At 39.4% G+C, this 15,304-nt stretch carries 14 protein-coding genes and 1 rRNA gene; 12 read left to right on the top strand and 3 right to left on the bottom strand.

Going from position 1 to position 15,304, the window contains the following annotated elements:
• The first annotated feature begins 92 nt into the window (after positions 1-92).
• The 6 genes from rrf (at position 93) to hisG (ending at position 4,696) form a co-directional block, all read left to right on the top strand.
• Positions 93-207, top strand: a 5S ribosomal RNA gene (gene rrf, locus IAE19_RS10765).
• A 197-nt stretch (positions 208-404) separates the two neighbouring features.
• Positions 405-1,853 (top strand): RNA polymerase factor sigma-54, encoded by a 1,449-nt coding sequence (locus IAE19_RS10770; protein WP_200460937.1) that lies wholly within the window; start codon positions 405-407, stop codon positions 1,851-1,853.
• A gap of 167 nt (positions 1,854-2,020) precedes the next feature.
• Positions 2,021-2,359, top strand: coding sequence for a ribosome hibernation-promoting factor, HPF/YfiA family (gene hpf / locus IAE19_RS10775; protein WP_200460938.1), 339 nt, complete (start codon positions 2,021-2,023; stop codon positions 2,357-2,359).
• Between the two features lie 133 nt (positions 2,360-2,492).
• Positions 2,493-2,744 carry a BolA family iron metabolism protein IbaG gene (gene ibaG, locus IAE19_RS10780; RefSeq protein ID WP_200460939.1) on the top strand — a complete coding sequence of 84 codons (252 nt, stop codon included), beginning with the start codon at positions 2,493-2,495 and terminating at the stop codon, positions 2,742-2,744.
• 6 nt (positions 2,745-2,750) lie between these two features.
• Entirely contained in the window at positions 2,751-4,007 is a 1,257-nt protein-coding gene (murA, locus tag IAE19_RS10785) for a UDP-N-acetylglucosamine 1-carboxyvinyltransferase (RefSeq protein ID WP_200460940.1), read from the top strand.
• On the top strand, positions 4,007-4,696 hold the full coding sequence (gene hisG / locus IAE19_RS10790) for an ATP phosphoribosyltransferase (protein ID WP_200460941.1): 690 nt from the start codon (positions 4,007-4,009) through the stop codon (positions 4,694-4,696). The genes murA and hisG overlap by 1 nt, the downstream gene beginning before the upstream one ends.
• A 45-nt stretch (positions 4,697-4,741) precedes the next feature.
• On the opposite strand, the gene IAE19_RS10795 is transcribed toward hisG, so the two are convergent.
• On the bottom strand, positions 4,742-5,614 hold the full coding sequence (locus tag IAE19_RS10795; protein WP_200460942.1) for a sigma-70 family RNA polymerase sigma factor: 873 nt from the start codon (positions 5,612-5,614) through the stop codon (positions 4,742-4,744).
• 5 nt (positions 5,615-5,619) lie between these two features.
• Positions 5,620-6,051 (bottom strand): carboxymuconolactone decarboxylase family protein, encoded by a 432-nt coding sequence (locus IAE19_RS10800; RefSeq protein WP_200460943.1) that lies wholly within the window; start codon positions 6,049-6,051, stop codon positions 5,620-5,622.
• 245 nt (positions 6,052-6,296) lie between these two features.
• Between IAE19_RS10800 and hisD the strand changes: the two genes are divergently transcribed.
• Complete coding sequence (gene hisD, locus IAE19_RS10805) at positions 6,297-7,613, top strand: histidinol dehydrogenase (RefSeq protein WP_200460944.1); 1,317 nt, start codon at positions 6,297-6,299, stop codon at positions 7,611-7,613.
• 162 nt (positions 7,614-7,775) lie between these two features.
• Complete coding sequence (hisC, locus tag IAE19_RS10810) at positions 7,776-8,858, top strand: histidinol-phosphate transaminase (protein WP_200460945.1); 1,083 nt, start codon at positions 7,776-7,778, stop codon at positions 8,856-8,858.
• Positions 8,859-8,879: 21 nt separating this feature from the next.
• Here hisC and pabB read toward each other — a convergent pair whose 3' ends face one another.
• The gene (gene pabB, locus IAE19_RS10815; RefSeq protein WP_200460946.1) at positions 8,880-10,211 is read right to left on the bottom strand and encodes an aminodeoxychorismate synthase component I; all 1,332 of its coding nucleotides are present in this window, start codon (positions 10,209-10,211) and stop codon (positions 8,880-8,882) included.
• Between the two features lie 263 nt (positions 10,212-10,474).
• Between pabB and IAE19_RS10820 the strand changes: the two genes are divergently transcribed.
• The 4 genes from IAE19_RS10820 (at position 10,475) to IAE19_RS10835 (ending at position 15,303) form a co-directional block, all read left to right on the top strand.
• Entirely contained in the window at positions 10,475-11,377 is a 903-nt protein-coding gene (locus IAE19_RS10820; protein WP_200460947.1) for a DUF6160 family protein, read from the top strand.
• 217 nt (positions 11,378-11,594) lie between these two features.
• A complete protein-coding gene (locus tag IAE19_RS10825; protein ID WP_200460948.1) occupies positions 11,595-12,428 on the top strand; it encodes a C39 family peptidase in 834 nt (277 codons plus the stop codon).
• 47 nt (positions 12,429-12,475) lie between these two features.
• A complete protein-coding gene (locus IAE19_RS10830; protein WP_227612250.1) occupies positions 12,476-13,624 on the top strand; it encodes a hypothetical protein in 1,149 nt (382 codons plus the stop codon).
• Between the two features lie 14 nt (positions 13,625-13,638).
• Positions 13,639-15,303 (top strand): OmpP1/FadL family transporter, encoded by a 1,665-nt coding sequence (locus IAE19_RS10835; protein WP_200460949.1) that lies wholly within the window; start codon positions 13,639-13,641, stop codon positions 15,301-15,303.
• The last annotated feature ends 1 nt before the right edge of the window (position 15,304 follow it).

A 15,304-nucleotide genomic window follows, 5' to 3' on the forward strand; every position in this document is an offset into this window, starting at 1 on the left:
TCAATTCCAATCCGTTAATCGTTCTTTGGTTGTTAAGTAAGGCATACATGAGAAATAAATGTAGATAAGACCCGAAAACACCACAACAGTTTGCTGGCGACAATAGCAAGAGTGAACCACCTGATCCCTTCCCGAACTCAGAAGTGAAACCTCTTCGCGCTGATGGTAGTGTGGCGTTAGCCATGTGAGAGTAAGTCATCGCCAGCTTTTAAATATAAGCCCCGTCACTAGCCAGTGGCGGGGCTTCTTTTTTTACTAAGTATTATGAAATATCTCACGAATTTAAAATAATTATGAAATGTTATTCAATCATATGGTTTGTGTAGGATATCGTTAAAACTTATGCTATAAATAACTTTGTAGGCACATTTTTTGCTTTGTAAGTATAGTTGGGATGTCGATTTATGAAGTTATCTGTTGGATTGAAAGTTGCGAATAGTTTGTCGCTTACGCCTCAATTACAACAAGCAATTCGTTTATTGCAGCTGTCTAGTCTGGAACTTGAACAAGAAATTCAAATACAACTTGATAGTAATCCATTGCTTGAAAAAATAGAAGATGAAAGTAGTACAGAAAGCCTAACTCATTTAGACACTAAAGATACCAATGATTTAACACAGGATTTGAATGCAGATCATTTACCAAATGATCTTCCTGTCGATACAGATTGGGATGATGTTTATACACATCAATCAACAGCTTTAGCTTCACCAGAATTTGAAGAACGTGAAGATAATCGTCAAGCTCATCATACTTTAAAAGAACATATTTTAGAGCAAGTGAATTTACTGCATTTTTCTACAGTAGATAAGTTGATTGCTTATTGCATTATTGATTGTCTGGATGAAAAGGGCTTTCTTGATGCTGAAGTTGAAGAGATTTTATTGGCAGCGCAGCATTTGCTTGCTGAGGCAGATTATGATGAAGAAATTGAGCATGACGAAATTCTGGTCGTACTTAAATATATACAACGGCTTGATCCAGTCGGTGTGGCATCGGTTAATTTGGCTGAATGTTTAAAAATTCAATTAGATGTAATGGATGTGAATACGCCATTAAGAAAAGAAGCATTAAGTTTATTGCAATATTATGAGCTGTTCATAGCCAATGATTTGAATAAGCTTTTAAAAGCTTCAGGTCTAACGATGAATCAGTTAAAAGAGGCAATCGGGTTATTAAAGACCCTCAAACCTTATCCGGGCGCGGATTTTCAAAATCAGGAGTTTGATTATCAAATTCCTGATGTCGTAGTAAATAAAAAAGACAATAGCTGGCAAGTTCAATTAAATCCGGATGTTTTGCCAAAGCTAAGAATTAATTCTTTTTACTCTAATATGATTCGTCGAGCGGACCAGAGTGACGAAAATCTTTATTTGCGTAATCAAATGTTAGAAGCTAAAAATTTTATTAAGAGTATTGATGAGCGCCATAAAACGTTATTAAAAGTCGCAACTTGCATTGTGGAACATCAGCGTACTTTTTTTGAAATTGGTGCCGAAGGCATGAAACCCCTAGTACTGCGTGATGTTGCAGAAGAAGTTGAGTTACATGAATCTACTGTTTCAAGGGTCACCACCAATAAATATATGTTAACGCCACGTGGCTTATTTGAACTTAAATACTTTTTTTCAAGCCACGTGGGGACCACATCGGGGGGGGAATGCTCTTCAACTGCTATTCGTGCCCGTATTAAAAAAATGATTTCAGCAGAAAATCCGCGTAAGCCTTTGTCGGATAATGCGATTGCAGAATTATTAAAAGAAGAAGGTATCGATGTCGCCCGTCGAACAGTGGCAAAATATCGCGAATCGTTACATATTCCTTCATCTTCTGAACGAAAAGTCTTGATCTGATTTTTAAAGTATGACTATTCTAGAGATTCATTGTTGCAAAATAATGAATTTTTTTTCACCAAAGGAGTAGCTCAAATGATTTAATGATTGTGATGCAGAATTCTGTTTTGTCATTAGATTGTCTTGGCTATGACTTTATATCCTGAAAGAAGGTGAGGGATAGAATTATGCAAATAACAATTCGTGGACATCATTTAGTTATTACCCCTGCAATTGAAAACAGTATTAAAACCAAGTTTGATCAATTGACCAAACATCTGGATCAGGTCAATAGTATGCAGGTTAAGCTTTCCAAAGATCATCAAATTGATAAAAGAACGCATAAAGGAAGTGCAAATCATATTGCAGAGGCAATTGTAAGATTACCTGGTGTTGAGCTTTTTGCTCAAGCTTCAGCGGATGACATGTATATGTCGATTAAAAAACTGACTGAAAAATTAAAACGCCAATTACAAAAACATCGTAAAATGCAGTGTAATTATCAGCAACTCATTGTTGATATGTAGTTTTTTTCTTTAAAAGAGGCTAATCATTAGCCTCTTTTTTTATTTGTAAAATATCAACATGTGCTGAATTATATCGATGATTTATAGTAAAATAATGCGTTTTTACGCCTACGCTTGTATATGAGGTCTAGCAATGAATAGTGAGCAGCTCACTCAAATTTTACAAGAAGCTTTTCCAGATGCGGAAGTGGCTGTCACTGGTCAGGCGGGAAAATTTGACCTGCGTATTGTAGATGACCAATTTGAAGGGAAACGTACTGTTGCTCGTCAGCAGGCCGTTTATTCACCTTTAAATTCTTATATTGCAAGTGGCGCAGTCCATGCAGTTACAATTCGGGCAATGACCAAAGCCGAATGGCGCAAAGCAAGCCTTTTCGGAGCATAATAATTAATGGATAAATTTTTAATTACGGGCGGTGTTAAGCTTGAGGGTGAGGTACGTATTTCAGGGGCCAAAAATGCTGCTTTGCCTTTATTGGCTGCCATGATTTTGGCAGACTCTCCAATTACACTCACGAATGTTCCAAATCTAAAAGATGTAAACACATTAGTGAAGTTGATTGCTGGTTTAGGCATCACTATGGAATATGAAGGTGATACGGTAAAGGCAGATACTTCAACTTTATCTAATCAGTTTGCTCCGTATGAATTAGTTAAAACCATGCGGGCTTCGATTTTGGTGCTTGGTCCTTTGTTAGCACGTTATGGTAATGCTCAGGTTTCTTTACCGGGTGGTTGTGCTATTGGGTCAAGACCTGTCGATCAACATTTAAAAGCTTTGGAAGCTTTAGGCGCGCATATCAATGTAGAAAATGGTTATGTACATGCCACAGTCGATGGTCGTTTAAAAGGGGCAGATATTACCTTTGATATGGTGACTGTTGGTGGGACTGAAAATATTTTGATGGCAGCGGTCCTAGCTGAGGGCGTCACCATCCTACGTAATGCTGCACGTGAACCTGAGATTACCGACTTAGCCAATATGCTCGTGAAAATGGGCGCAAAAATTGAAGGTATCGACACAGATACACTTACGATTACAGGTGTTGAGAGTTTACACGGCTGTGAATATGCAGTTGTTGCAGATCGAATTGAAACAGGTTCTTACCTGGCAGCAGCGGCTATTACTGGTGGCCGTATTAAGACCACGCATACTGATCCAAGGTTACTAGAATCAGTACTCGATAAGTTTGAAGAAATGGGTGCAGAAGTGACCCGTGGTGATGACTGGATCGAACTAGATATGCAAGGGAAACGCCCTAAAGCCGTGAGTTTTAGAACTTTACCGCATCCCGAATTTCCAACCGACATGCAAGCTCAGTTAATGGCTGTAAATGTAATTGGCCGTGGTTTTGCAACAATTTCTGAAACGATTTTTGAAAATCGTTTTATGCATGTGCCAGAACTTGCGCGTATGGGGGCTAATATTCAGGTTGAAGGCAATGATGCGGTCGTGACTGGAGTCGATACTTTACAGGCAGCGCCTGTGATGGCGACGGATCTGCGCGCGTCTTTCTCTTTGGTTCTGGCTGCGTTAGTTGCAGAAGGCGATACTCTGATTGACCGTATTTATCATATTGATCGCGGTTATGAAAATATTGAACAAAAATTGCAAGGTTTAGGCGCGAAAATTAAGCGAGTCAGTTAATGAATGATATGAGAAACGATGACCCAAACTTTAACGTCATGGGAAATTTTGATCATGGTTTAACATTGGCACTTAGTAAAGGTCGAATTTTAAAAGAAACTTTACCTTTACTGGAAGCAGCGGGCATTAATTTGCTTGAAGATCCCGAAAAGTCACGCAAATTAATTTTTCCTACTACACATAAGCAAGTTCGTATTTTAATTTTGCGGGCTTCTGATGTTCCTACGTATGTTGAAAATGGTGCTGCAGATATTGGCGTGGCTGGTAAAGATGTGTTGATGGAACATGGCGCACAACATGTTTATGAATTGCTAGACCTTAAAATTGCCAACTGTAAATTAATGACGGCGGGTAAAGTCGGTATGCAACGTCCGCAAGGCCGTTTAAAAATTGCGACCAAGTATGTTAATTTAACGCGTCAATATTATGCGAGCTTGGGTGAACAAGTTGATGTGATTAAATTATATGGTTCTATGGAGTTGGCACCTTTAGTGGGGTTAGGCGATTATATCGTAGATGTAGTTGACACTGGGAATACCTTGCGTGCCAATGGCTTGGAACCTCTTGATGAGATTATGAAAGTATCTTCACGCTTGATTGTGAATAAAGCTAGTTTTAAACGAAAACAGGCATTACTCGATCCGATCTTGTCACAAGTCGAACAAGCAGTTAAAGCACGTCAAAACTAAGTTTTAGATAAAATTGAATAAAAAGGTCAGCTTTGGTTGGCCTTTTTATTTGAGTTTTTCTGGATTACGTAAAGAATAGATACTTTGCAGTTGTTGTTGATCATTGAATGCGAAAGTCAGTACCATGACACAACAATGGTTTGAGTCATAGAGTTTAAAACCGACACCGCCATTGAGATGGCACATTTCCCAAGAGAGTTCACTCCACGCCTTAAAAAGCAAGCGTTCAAAGAAACGTAATATAGCAGGTTGGCCGATGAAAGGCTGCCGAATCGCTGAGACCTTACCACCGCCATCTGCTGCAAATTGGATATCTTCACTGAGTAATTGTGTTAATTGATCTAGATCATGTGAATGAATGGCGACTTTGAATGCATTGAGTAATTTGACTTGCTGCTGAGTAGGATGATTTGAGAGAACATTCGGTTCATCTGAGATACGTTTTCTGCTACGGGTTACCAGTTGTCGACAATTACTTTGTTGCTCCTGGAGGATTTCCGAAATTTCAACATAGTCAAGATTAAAGATGTCATGTAATAAATAAGCTGCCCGTTCTTTGACTGAGAGCTTTTCAAGAACCAAAAGGAAGGCCGTAGAGAGTGTATAGTCGGATTCGATCGAGGGCGTTTCTATATGATGATAGGGTTCAGGTAACCATGTTCCGGTATATTCAGTTCTAGCTCGATGGTGAGCACGGAGTAAATCGATGCAGTGACGTGTGCATACTGTCGTCAGCCAAGCTTGAGGATTGATAATATCTTGTTTAGTTTGCTGTTGCCATTTTATAAAGATATCCTGCAAGACATCTTCAGCATCACTGGTTGTGCCTAACAGTCGGTAAGCAAGGCCGAACAGAAACGTTCGGCTTGCCTCAAAAAGATTTAAATCATGTTGGCTTATCATGTCTGACGTTTTCATAGACGTTAATGCTGTGAAATTGCAATGCGGTTCCATAAATTAATCATGCCAATGAGTAAAGTTAAAGCTGAAATTTGTGCTTCACTGAAATGTTTTAACAGGGTCAAGCGTAACGGTTCATAATCGGTGAGCGCATGTAAAGTGGTCAATGCTTCAACCCAGGCTAGGGCTGCTTTTTCCTGATCAGTGTAATCATTGCAATGTCGCCATACCACCAAACGATCCAAGCGTGATTGTACTTCACCATCTGCCAAGGCTTCTGAAATATGCATCTTCACACAAAAAGCACAGCCATAGATTTGCGAGGCGCGTAGTAGAACAAGATGATAAAGCGAGCGAGCAATCAGGTCCAAGTCGAGAATATTTTGATGAACCTGATAGAGATAATGAATTGATTCTGGTAAATGTTTTTTAGGATGAATATTGAGCGTCGTCATTGTCGTGTTCCTGATTAAAATCAAAATAGGTACCTATTTGACGAGTCATCCTTTTGCTTTGTGACACGGGAAGTAAAATAATTTTTAACTTTTTGTTCTTGTTGCTTAAATATTCTGATTAAGCAAATAAAAGTAGAATGACGGGGTGATCGAAGAACTCATTCTTTCCCATTGATTTTTTTAGCCTACATTGTGCCCACAAGCGTACTGAAAAAGAGTAAACTTAGCGTTCTCTTTTTCGCCTTGTGGGTAAATTGATGCGACGTTTATCGACTCAGGATCAAAATTTTAAACAGACATTTGCTGAACTTTTAGCATTTGAAACGGTTAATGATCCTCAATTAATACAAACTGTAGATCAAATTATTGCTGATGTACGTCAGCATGGTGATGATCATGTGCTTAAATTAACGCAACAGTTCGATCGACATCCAGCGCATCAATTCTCTGACTTAGAACTGACTCAAACACAGCTTAAAACTGCATTTGATGGTTTAAGTGTTGAAATTCGTGAAGCATTAGAACTTGCCGCAAAACGTATCCGTACTTTTCATCAGGCACAAAAGCAGGAAGGTTGGACTTATGTTGATGATCTGGGGAATACGTTAGGTCAGAAAGTTACACCGCTGGATCGTGTTGGAATTTATGTGCCAGGTGGATTAGCCTCTTATCCATCGTCGGTACTCATGAATGCTTTGCCTGCACATGTCGCAGGTGTTCCTGAAATTATTATGGTCGTTCCTGCTCCCAATGGCGAACTTAATCCATTAGTTTTAGCGGCGGCATATTTGGCTGGGGTGACTCGTATTTTTACTATTGGCGGTGCCCAAGCCGTAGCCGCATTAGCGTATGGTACTCAAACTATTCCAGCTGTCGATAAAATTACTGGACCAGGTAACCGTTTTGTTGCTGCTGCAAAACGTGCGGTCTTTGGTCAGGTCGGAATTGATATGATCGCAGGGCCCTCAGAAATTTTGGTTTATGCTGAAGGTCAGAATAATGCCAAGTGGCTAGCAATGGATCTTTTATCTCAAGCCGAACATGATACCGTAGCCCAAGCGATTTTTATTACTCCAGATGAAAAACTACTTGAAGATGTCGCTCAGGCTGTAGAAGAGCATTTAGTTGCATTGCCTAAAGCAGATATTGCGCGTACCTCGATTGCTAATCGTGGGGCATTGGTTCTGGTCAAAGATCGGGCAGAAGCAATTGAACTGATTAATCAGGTTGCGCCAGAGCATTTAGAGCTTTGTCTGGATGATGCAGAAGCAATGAGTCAGGATATTCGCCATGCAGGTGCAATTTTTATGGGACGTTTTACGCCAGAAGCAATTGGTGACTATTGTGCAGGGCCGAATCATGTTCTACCCACATCAGGTACGGCACGTTTTTCTTCACCGCTTGGTGTATATGACTTTCAGAAACGTTCCAGCTTGATTATGTGCTCACAAGAGGGCGTCAAAACGTTGGCAAAAACCGCAGACATATTGGCACAACAGGAAAATCTGGATGCCCATGCTCGTTCTGCACGTTATCGTTATTGTCCTGAAACAAATATTTAAAGATCGAGGGGCTGAAAATTCAGCCCTTTTTAAAGAGATGAAAAAAGTAAAATTTAAAAATTGACTTGCTTTAGCACTTGATTCTGCTTGTGATGTTAGGTGTCGTAATCAATTAAGATGAAAAAAGCGAGGCGGTTTTGATGAAACGGAATGAATATCAAGATGAAAATTAGCAATCAACAAATGCGTTTCTGGAGTCCAGAGGTTCGTGAATTAGAACCCTATACACCAGGCGAACAGCCAAAAATCCAGAATTTACTCAAATTAAATACCAATGAAAATCCTTATCCCCCTTCACCAAAAGTAGTTGATGCTGTGCAGGCAGTGCTCAATCATCAAGCTGATGCCTTACGTTTATATCCTGATCCTGATGCTAGCCAGCTGAAACAGGCCATTGCTACGCAGCAAAATGTCGCAGTTGAGCAGGTTTTTGTTGGTAATGGTTCGGATGAAGTTCTAGCGCACATTTTTAAAGCTTTTTTTATTCAGGATAAACCGATTCTATATCCGGATATCACTTATAGTTTTTATCCAGTTTATAGTCAGTTCTTTGCAGTAAAAACTCAACAGATTCCACTCAATGAAAACTTTGAGATTGTGGTAGAAGATTATAAGCAGGACAATGGCGGCATTATTATTACCAATCCGAATGCCCCCACCAGTATCGCGTTGTCTCTTGAAAAAATTGAGCAAATTTTAAAAAGCAATCCTGATCATGTCGTAGTTATTGACGAAGCTTATGTAGACTTTGGTGCAGAATCTGCGGTGAGTTTAGTCAATCTATATGACAATTTAGTGGTCTGTCAAACCACGTCCAAATCACGCTCATTGGCTGGTTTACGGGTGGGATTTGCGATTGCTCAGGCACATTTAATTGCAGCGCTTGAAGCAGTTAAAAATAGCTTCAATTCTTATCCCATTGATCGTTTTGCCATTGCCGCAGCTGTCGCTTCTTTTGAAGATCAAGCCTATTTTGAGGCGCAATGTCAAAAAGTTATCCAAAGTCGGGATGTGTTGGTTGAGCAATTACAATCGATTGGTTTTCAAGTATTGCCATCGAAAGCCAATTTTATTTTTGCTACACATCCAGCCCATGCTGCGGCAGAATTGGCAACACAATTACGTGAACAGGGCGTTATTGTCCGTTATTTTAATAAACCGCGGATTGATCAATATTTGCGGATTACCATTGGTACAGATGAACAAAACCAACGGCTAGTTGATACTTTAACAAGCCTAATCTAAAGTGAAGTCTGACCGAAGTTTTTAATTTTTAATCTGCCATGTATTGAGTAAATTTAGCATGGCAGAAATTTTATCGAAACACTCTTGATATTCAGCCTCACAGTCCGAGGCAATAGTGATTCCACCGCCAGCCCAGATGGAAAGCTCATCCTGAAATTTTTGAATACTGCGAATTAAAATATTCCAGCGCCCTGAACCATCAAAGTTAAAGTAACCGAGTGAGCCACAATAGGCGCCGCGTGAACCACCCTCAAGTTCTTCAATAATTTGCATGGCACGAATTTTGGGTGCTCCAGTGATTGAGCCACCCGGAAGCGCCGACATCAAGACATCAAATGGATTTACCTCAGATTTTAATTGAGCCTCAATTTCACTCACCATATGATGAACTTGATTAAAGCTTTCAATTTCAAATAGCTTGGTGGTTTTTACTGAACCCGTTTCTGCATGAATGCTTAGATCATTGCGCAATAAATCAACAATCATGACATTTTCTGCCTGATCTTTTTCCGAGTTCTGTAGTTTTTGTTTTGATGCTGCATCTAGATCAGGATCAGCAAAACGTGGCATTGTGCCTTTAATCGGACGAGTAATGAGTTGTTGTTGCTTAAATTCGATAAAGAGTTCTGGAGAGCAACTGAGTAACTCAAAATCATCTAGTTTTAAATAGCCAGCATAAGGTGCATCCGTCAAATTCCACAGAGATTCTGCACGGCTTAATAATGAACCTTGGCCCTTTGCGGTAAATTCCTGAGTTAAATTAATTTGGTAGCAATCACCTGCCACAATATAATTTTGAATCTGTTGAAAAGCGTTCGCGTATTCTGATTTTGACCAACGCGGATGACAGGCTTGAGTTAATTCAAGTTCTTCAATTGTTATGGGTTGAGAAAGTAATGTTCTTAGTTGAATAAATTGCTGTTCGGCATCATCCGCATGACTATAAAAATACCAGCCATCCTCTTGCTGTTTTAAAAAACTTTCATATCGCCCCAAGTAAAAAGCAGGTTGGGGACGTTCTCGAACTGAGGTAAATTGTTTCGCCGCATAATCATAAGAAACAAAGCCAATATAGCCTCCCTGAAATTGTGTAAAAACAGGATGATTCTGTGATGAATCAAATTGAAGTAAGCTGTCAATAGCGAACTCATCCATCATTTCATACTGCTTTTCTGAATTTATTTTAAAAAAACTAAATTGATTATTCTTATAAATTAAATAATGGTTAGGGTTAAATGCAATAACAGGATAATTTTGATCTTTCAAAAAAACCAGTCCACTCATGGTGTGAAGTTTTGACAGTATTTCAGAGGTAGAGCTAATATCTTGATTTATTTTACAAAAAAACTTCACTGAGGCAAGCCTAAAATCATGAATAGAGTAGAAGGTGTGATTTTACTACAGAACTTCAACAGACATAAGTTGATGAACCGTTTATCGGGTTGTTGATCAAATTTGATCAACAACAGTTGAACAAAAATTAACAGAGCTGTAATTTAGGAGAGGCAAATTCAGCTACTCATGGATAGGACGTTTCTGCTGGGGAAATTCAAAAAACCATAGAAACATAGAGTAGTGAAAACCAAAAAAAATAAATGCTCTTGGGAGAGTACGGAATGAAAATGTTTACTAAACTAGCTTTGGTTTCTTCAATCGCGATCAGTGCAAATGCAATGGCAATGCAGTCTATGGATGATGCTGCGCTTAGCTCTACCACGGGTCAGGATGGCTTGAATATCGGTATCGGTATTTCTAAAGTAACAATTGATCAATTGGCTATTCATGATAATGATGGTTTGGCAACAGCGAATGGCGGTACTGGTGAAGCTGGTGCAATTGTGATCAAAGCAAATGGTGATGGTACAAATGGTACTGTGGCTCATGGTGTTGAGATTACAGCAAATACAAGTTCTCTTTTAGCTTCTCATAACCTTGCTGATTTAACTATCGATACAGATGCTGGTACAAACGGTGCTTTCTTAAATGTCGGTGCTCAAGTATCTGGCTTGGTAATCAAAGTGGGTGAAATTGGCGTTGATAAAAGTAATGATTACACAACTGGAGCTGTTGTACGTGGTGTAGAAGGTGGTTCTAGCTACAATAAAATCTTAAATGGCTTAACAATTACTACTGGTGTAATGGATGCGAATATTCAGTTAGGTTCTGCTCCTCAAGGTGCAATGATCAAATTGAACTCTACTATGCAAGGTGGTTTAGAATTATCTAATCTTTCTATTCATGATGGCAGTACAAATGGCGGTGGTGATATCGTATTGGATAGCATCAAAGTTGCATCTGTAGGTAGCTCTGATTTGGCATTGGATGCATCTGTAAGTGTTACAACAGGTGGTTTAAAAATTACCTCTAATGATGCAACGGGTAATAACATCTATATCAAAGGCGTTCATTTAGGTAGTGCAGCTGCTGGTTCAATTGGTGATGTTGAAGTAAGCGGCCTAAGAACCTATTACGGTCTTAACGGTACTGCTGGCTCGCAAATCACCATTACTGGTCACTAATTTAGTTTAGTATCAATCATTAAAAAGACGCGCATTTATGCGCGTCTTTTTATTTACATTGTTTACAAAAAAAGACGCATTCCGTCAAAAAAATAAAAAAAAAGCTGTATTTTTTTATAAAAAAAGGTATCTTCAACAGACAAGGAACGTAGAGTGCTTACTCTAAAAATAATACCAACGTAAGGGCATCAGATGCCAAAAGTAGAAAAGTCAGATTATGTTAGAGATTACATTGGGGTCGGCACTGATCTATTACTTTGCGACTCAAGCCTTTGATATAAAGGAAAAGCCGCCAGGTACTGTCAACTATACAGAGGTTCTCGATTCACGTGAACCTTCATTCACTCGTTTTCACCGTGAACAGGTTAATATTAAACCCGCGGTTGAAGATCAATTCCGTGGCATTGTACGCCAAGCTTATGACTATAGTTGTGGTTCAGCAGCGTTAACAACGCTTTTAAATGGTTATGTGGGTACTCGTTTAACCGAGCAGCAAACCATGAACGGATTATTGCGCTTTGGTGAATATAACCGCATCGTAGAACGTCGCAGCTTTTCATTACTGGATATGAAACGTTTTGTGACTGCACTAGGGTTGGAAAGTGGTGGTTATCGTGGGGAATTTTCTGACCTGATTAAACAGGGACAACCTGCAATTGTTCCAATTTCCTATGCAGGTTTTAAACATTTCGTAGTTTACAAAGCTTATAAAAATGGGCGTGTTTATGTCGCTGACCCTGCTTTGGGGAATATCAGTTTTGATCAGGAAAGATTTAAAGAGATTTGGGAAAACAATACTTTATTCTTAATCAATGTTCCAGAAGCCCAAAGACAGAATTTGTTGGCATTACAAGATTCTGATATGCGCCATGTGGAAGATGCAACAGTCAATAAATATGCATTAGTTGATATTCAATACCCAACTTTCTATATGGAAAAGATTGCAGATAGAGCATCGACTGTACGCAGAGGCCCTGATTTAAATAAAGAATCAGATACTTATGGTCAGAACATTAATACTTTTATGCGCCTGTATTACAAGCGTAAATAGTCAGAAAAAAAATAAGTGGTGGGAATTAGATGATGAGAGCTCAATGGATGAATAAAACTCTACTTGCAGTCAGTATTCAAATCTTTATGGTGGGTGGTGTATATGCAGCAGATGTAAAAGCACAGGATGTGCCAGCAACATCAGAACCCGCAACTGCATTTACTGAACCAGATCCAAATGCAACAGCAGTACAACCTGGGGATGCGCCTGCGATTGAACCTGCTCCAGTTGCCCCAGCACATGCGGCTTCAGCACAGCCAGCAAGTGCAGCAGAAGCATTGCAAAAGCAAGAGGGTGACGCAACACAGGAAAGTAACCTGCAAGAAGTATTTACTTCAAATGAGCGTCAATACTCTTTGATCAAAAGAGGTGAGATCTCGACTTATTATGATATCGATTATACTTACTATCGAGATAGTCAACTTAACCTTGCGATTCAAGATGGCAGTGTTGCACAGTTAAGAGTTGATGAAGATGCGACTCATACTCTGACTAATACATTTACTTTGCAATATGGTCTACGTGATAACCTGACATTATCCACTTCTCTTCCTTTTGTTGCCAAGTCAGATAATTTAAAAGATACCACCACAGCAGGATTAGGTGATATTTCATTTGGTGCACGTTGGGAACCCTTTCCTCTAAAAGCAGGGCGTTTACCTCTGATTCTATTTGGTAATATCTCTACTAAAACAGGCGACAGTCCGTATGAAGTGAATCCAACCAAGGATTTATCAACAGGTAAAGGGTATTATTCGGCTGGTATTGGCGCAAGTACACGTAAATATATTGATCCAGTTGTATTATTCGCTTCAGTTTCGGCAAATTATGGCTTCAAGGAAACTGGTCTAAATCAGGTTCGTGGTACGCGAATTATTGATGAGTTTGATCCAGGCATTAGTGGTGGTTTTGCTTTCGGTTTTGCTTATTCGTTTAACTATGATGTCTCTTTGACGATGTCTTATCAGCAAAGTTTCAATACTGAGAGTGAATTTACCTACAATACTGGTGAGACTTATAAGCCAGCAGACCAGACCAGTGCGACTTTTTCGATTGCCTTAGGTGTTCGTGTTTCACCGGATACTATTGTGAATGGGACCTTGGGAATAGGGTTAACTGAAGATGCACCTGATGTCTCACTGGGGCTGTCTTTCCCATTGGATATTATCGGTTTTGCTAAAAAAATTCGTAATTAAAGGGAGTAGTCGGTATGTTATACCTGAGACTACGCCCGTTAGCTGCTGCAATTTTTTTAACGGGCTTTTCAAGTGTGGCTTTTGCGCAACTTGGACAAAACTTATCGGTTGATATTCGTTCATTATCATTGGGGAATGCGGTTACTGCTGATCCTCCAGGAATTAGTGCAATTCACTTTAACCCTGCGGGACTGGCTAAAATTGAAGGTTTGCAAACGGATGTACAAGGAATTGTTGCAAACTTTAACGTAAAACGTGATCTATCTGCCCCCGCGGGTTATAACGTATTTGGCTATTCAGACGATCCTTTAGTGTGTAATGACGCGCCTGAAAATCCATCGAGTTTATGTACCGACTTTAAAGGTACAGTGAATGCAGATGTTGAATATGCCAGTATTTATGTGCCTATCTTAAAGAAAATGGTGGATTTGGGTGAAGGCGTTCCTATTGCTGCACCAACGGCGGGTATTGCATACAAACCACCAGGTTCAAAAGTAACTTATGCAACAGCAATTTATGCACCGTTGATCGTGGGTTATGGTTCTGAAAACGGTAATCCTGGCAACTTTATGGGGCAACAGGTTGCATTTGAGCGTATAACTTATTTATCACCTTCATTTGCTTTTCAGGTGAATGATGAATTGTCACTTGGGGCATCATTGGGCATGTCTTATCAGGCCATGTCTTTAAAAACCGACTTACGTTTTCCCAATGAACTCATTGGTGTATTGCGTATGGTTGATGATGTGGTCTGCTCACCATTTCGTGATAACTCAGATATTATTACTGATCTTTTACTTTTGGGTTTATGTAATGCCAATGAAGGCCTCAATCCATTTGGTAAGTTCGGACAATTAAAAGCGACGATGGAACAATCTTTAACTCCAAGTTATAACTTGGGATTAATGTGGGAGCCAACAGATGATTTTGCTTTTGGTATGGTGTATCAAAGCGAAAGTAAAATGCGTTTGAAAGGTAAATATTATGTCGATAATGCCAATGCACCGCGTGAGTTAATTCGTGCATTAAATTCGTCTGCAACGGGACAAATTTTTGCAGCTATTTTAGGATTCCCATCTTATATTCCTGCGAGCGAATCTGGTTTAGTCTCAATGGATTTAAAATATCCAGCGCATTTTCAGGCGGGGATCAAATATAAAATTTTACCAGACTTACAAATCAATTTTGATGTGGGCTGGACAGATTATAAACAATGGGATCAGTTCCGATTTGAATTTGACCGACAAGTTTCAGCACTTAAAATTGCAAAACTTTTGGCCAGCAGTGCGACTGATAGTTCTTTGGGCGTCCCTTTAAAATTCACATCTCCATGGAGTTGGGGAATAGGGATAGAGTATTCTGCAACAGATCGTCTAAAACTGCGTGCTGGATATGAACCACGTTCATCTGCAACACCAGATGACAAACGAAATACCTTAATTCCAATCAATAATGCGCAATTATTTGGTTTGGGATTGGGTTATCGGTTTGATGCTGATACTGACATCGACTTAACTCTAGCATTTTTACGTAGCCGAGATAACATTCCTGCCAATACCAGTAGTTTATCAAATGCAACAGGGGTTGATAATTTAATCTTAAACCCTTATGCCGGCTTGAATGTTCGTACCAATACGCAAGTGACTATTTTAGGGATTAACTACAGAACAAGATGGTAAA

It is taken from the genome of Acinetobacter sp. S40 (assembly GCF_016624705.1).
Classification (GTDB): Bacteria; Pseudomonadota; Gammaproteobacteria; order Pseudomonadales; family Moraxellaceae; genus Acinetobacter.

What these genes read in the sequence shown, in the direction of transcription:
- IAE19_RS10770 (WP_200460937.1), top strand. Translation starts at nt 405, where the DNA reads ATGAAGTTATCTGTTGGATTGAAAGTTGCGAATAGTTTGTCGCTTACG.
- IAE19_RS10830 (WP_227612250.1), top strand. Translation starts at nt 12,476, where the DNA reads ATGAATAAAACTCTACTTGCAGTCAGTATTCAAATCTTTATGGTGGGT.
- hisG (WP_200460941.1), top strand. Translation starts at nt 4,007, where the DNA reads ATGAATGATATGAGAAACGATGACCCAAACTTTAACGTCATGGGAAAT.
- IAE19_RS10795 (WP_200460942.1), bottom strand. Translation starts at nt 5,614, where the DNA reads ATGAAAACGTCAGACATGATAAGCCAACATGATTTAAATCTTTTTGAG.
- IAE19_RS10825 (WP_200460948.1), top strand. Translation starts at nt 11,595, where the DNA reads ATGTTAGAGATTACATTGGGGTCGGCACTGATCTATTACTTTGCGACT.
- hisC (WP_200460945.1), top strand. Translation starts at nt 7,776, where the DNA reads ATGAAAATTAGCAATCAACAAATGCGTTTCTGGAGTCCAGAGGTTCGT.
- murA (WP_200460940.1), top strand. Translation starts at nt 2,751, where the DNA reads ATGGATAAATTTTTAATTACGGGCGGTGTTAAGCTTGAGGGTGAGGTA.
- hpf (WP_200460938.1), top strand. Translation starts at nt 2,021, where the DNA reads ATGCAAATAACAATTCGTGGACATCATTTAGTTATTACCCCTGCAATT.
- IAE19_RS10820 (WP_200460947.1), top strand. Translation starts at nt 10,475, where the DNA reads ATGAAAATGTTTACTAAACTAGCTTTGGTTTCTTCAATCGCGATCAGT.
- IAE19_RS10800 (WP_200460943.1), bottom strand. Translation starts at nt 6,051, where the DNA reads ATGACGACGCTCAATATTCATCCTAAAAAACATTTACCAGAATCAATT.
- IAE19_RS10835 (WP_200460949.1), top strand. Translation starts at nt 13,639, where the DNA reads ATGTTATACCTGAGACTACGCCCGTTAGCTGCTGCAATTTTTTTAACG.
- ibaG (WP_200460939.1), top strand. Translation starts at nt 2,493, where the DNA reads ATGAATAGTGAGCAGCTCACTCAAATTTTACAAGAAGCTTTTCCAGAT.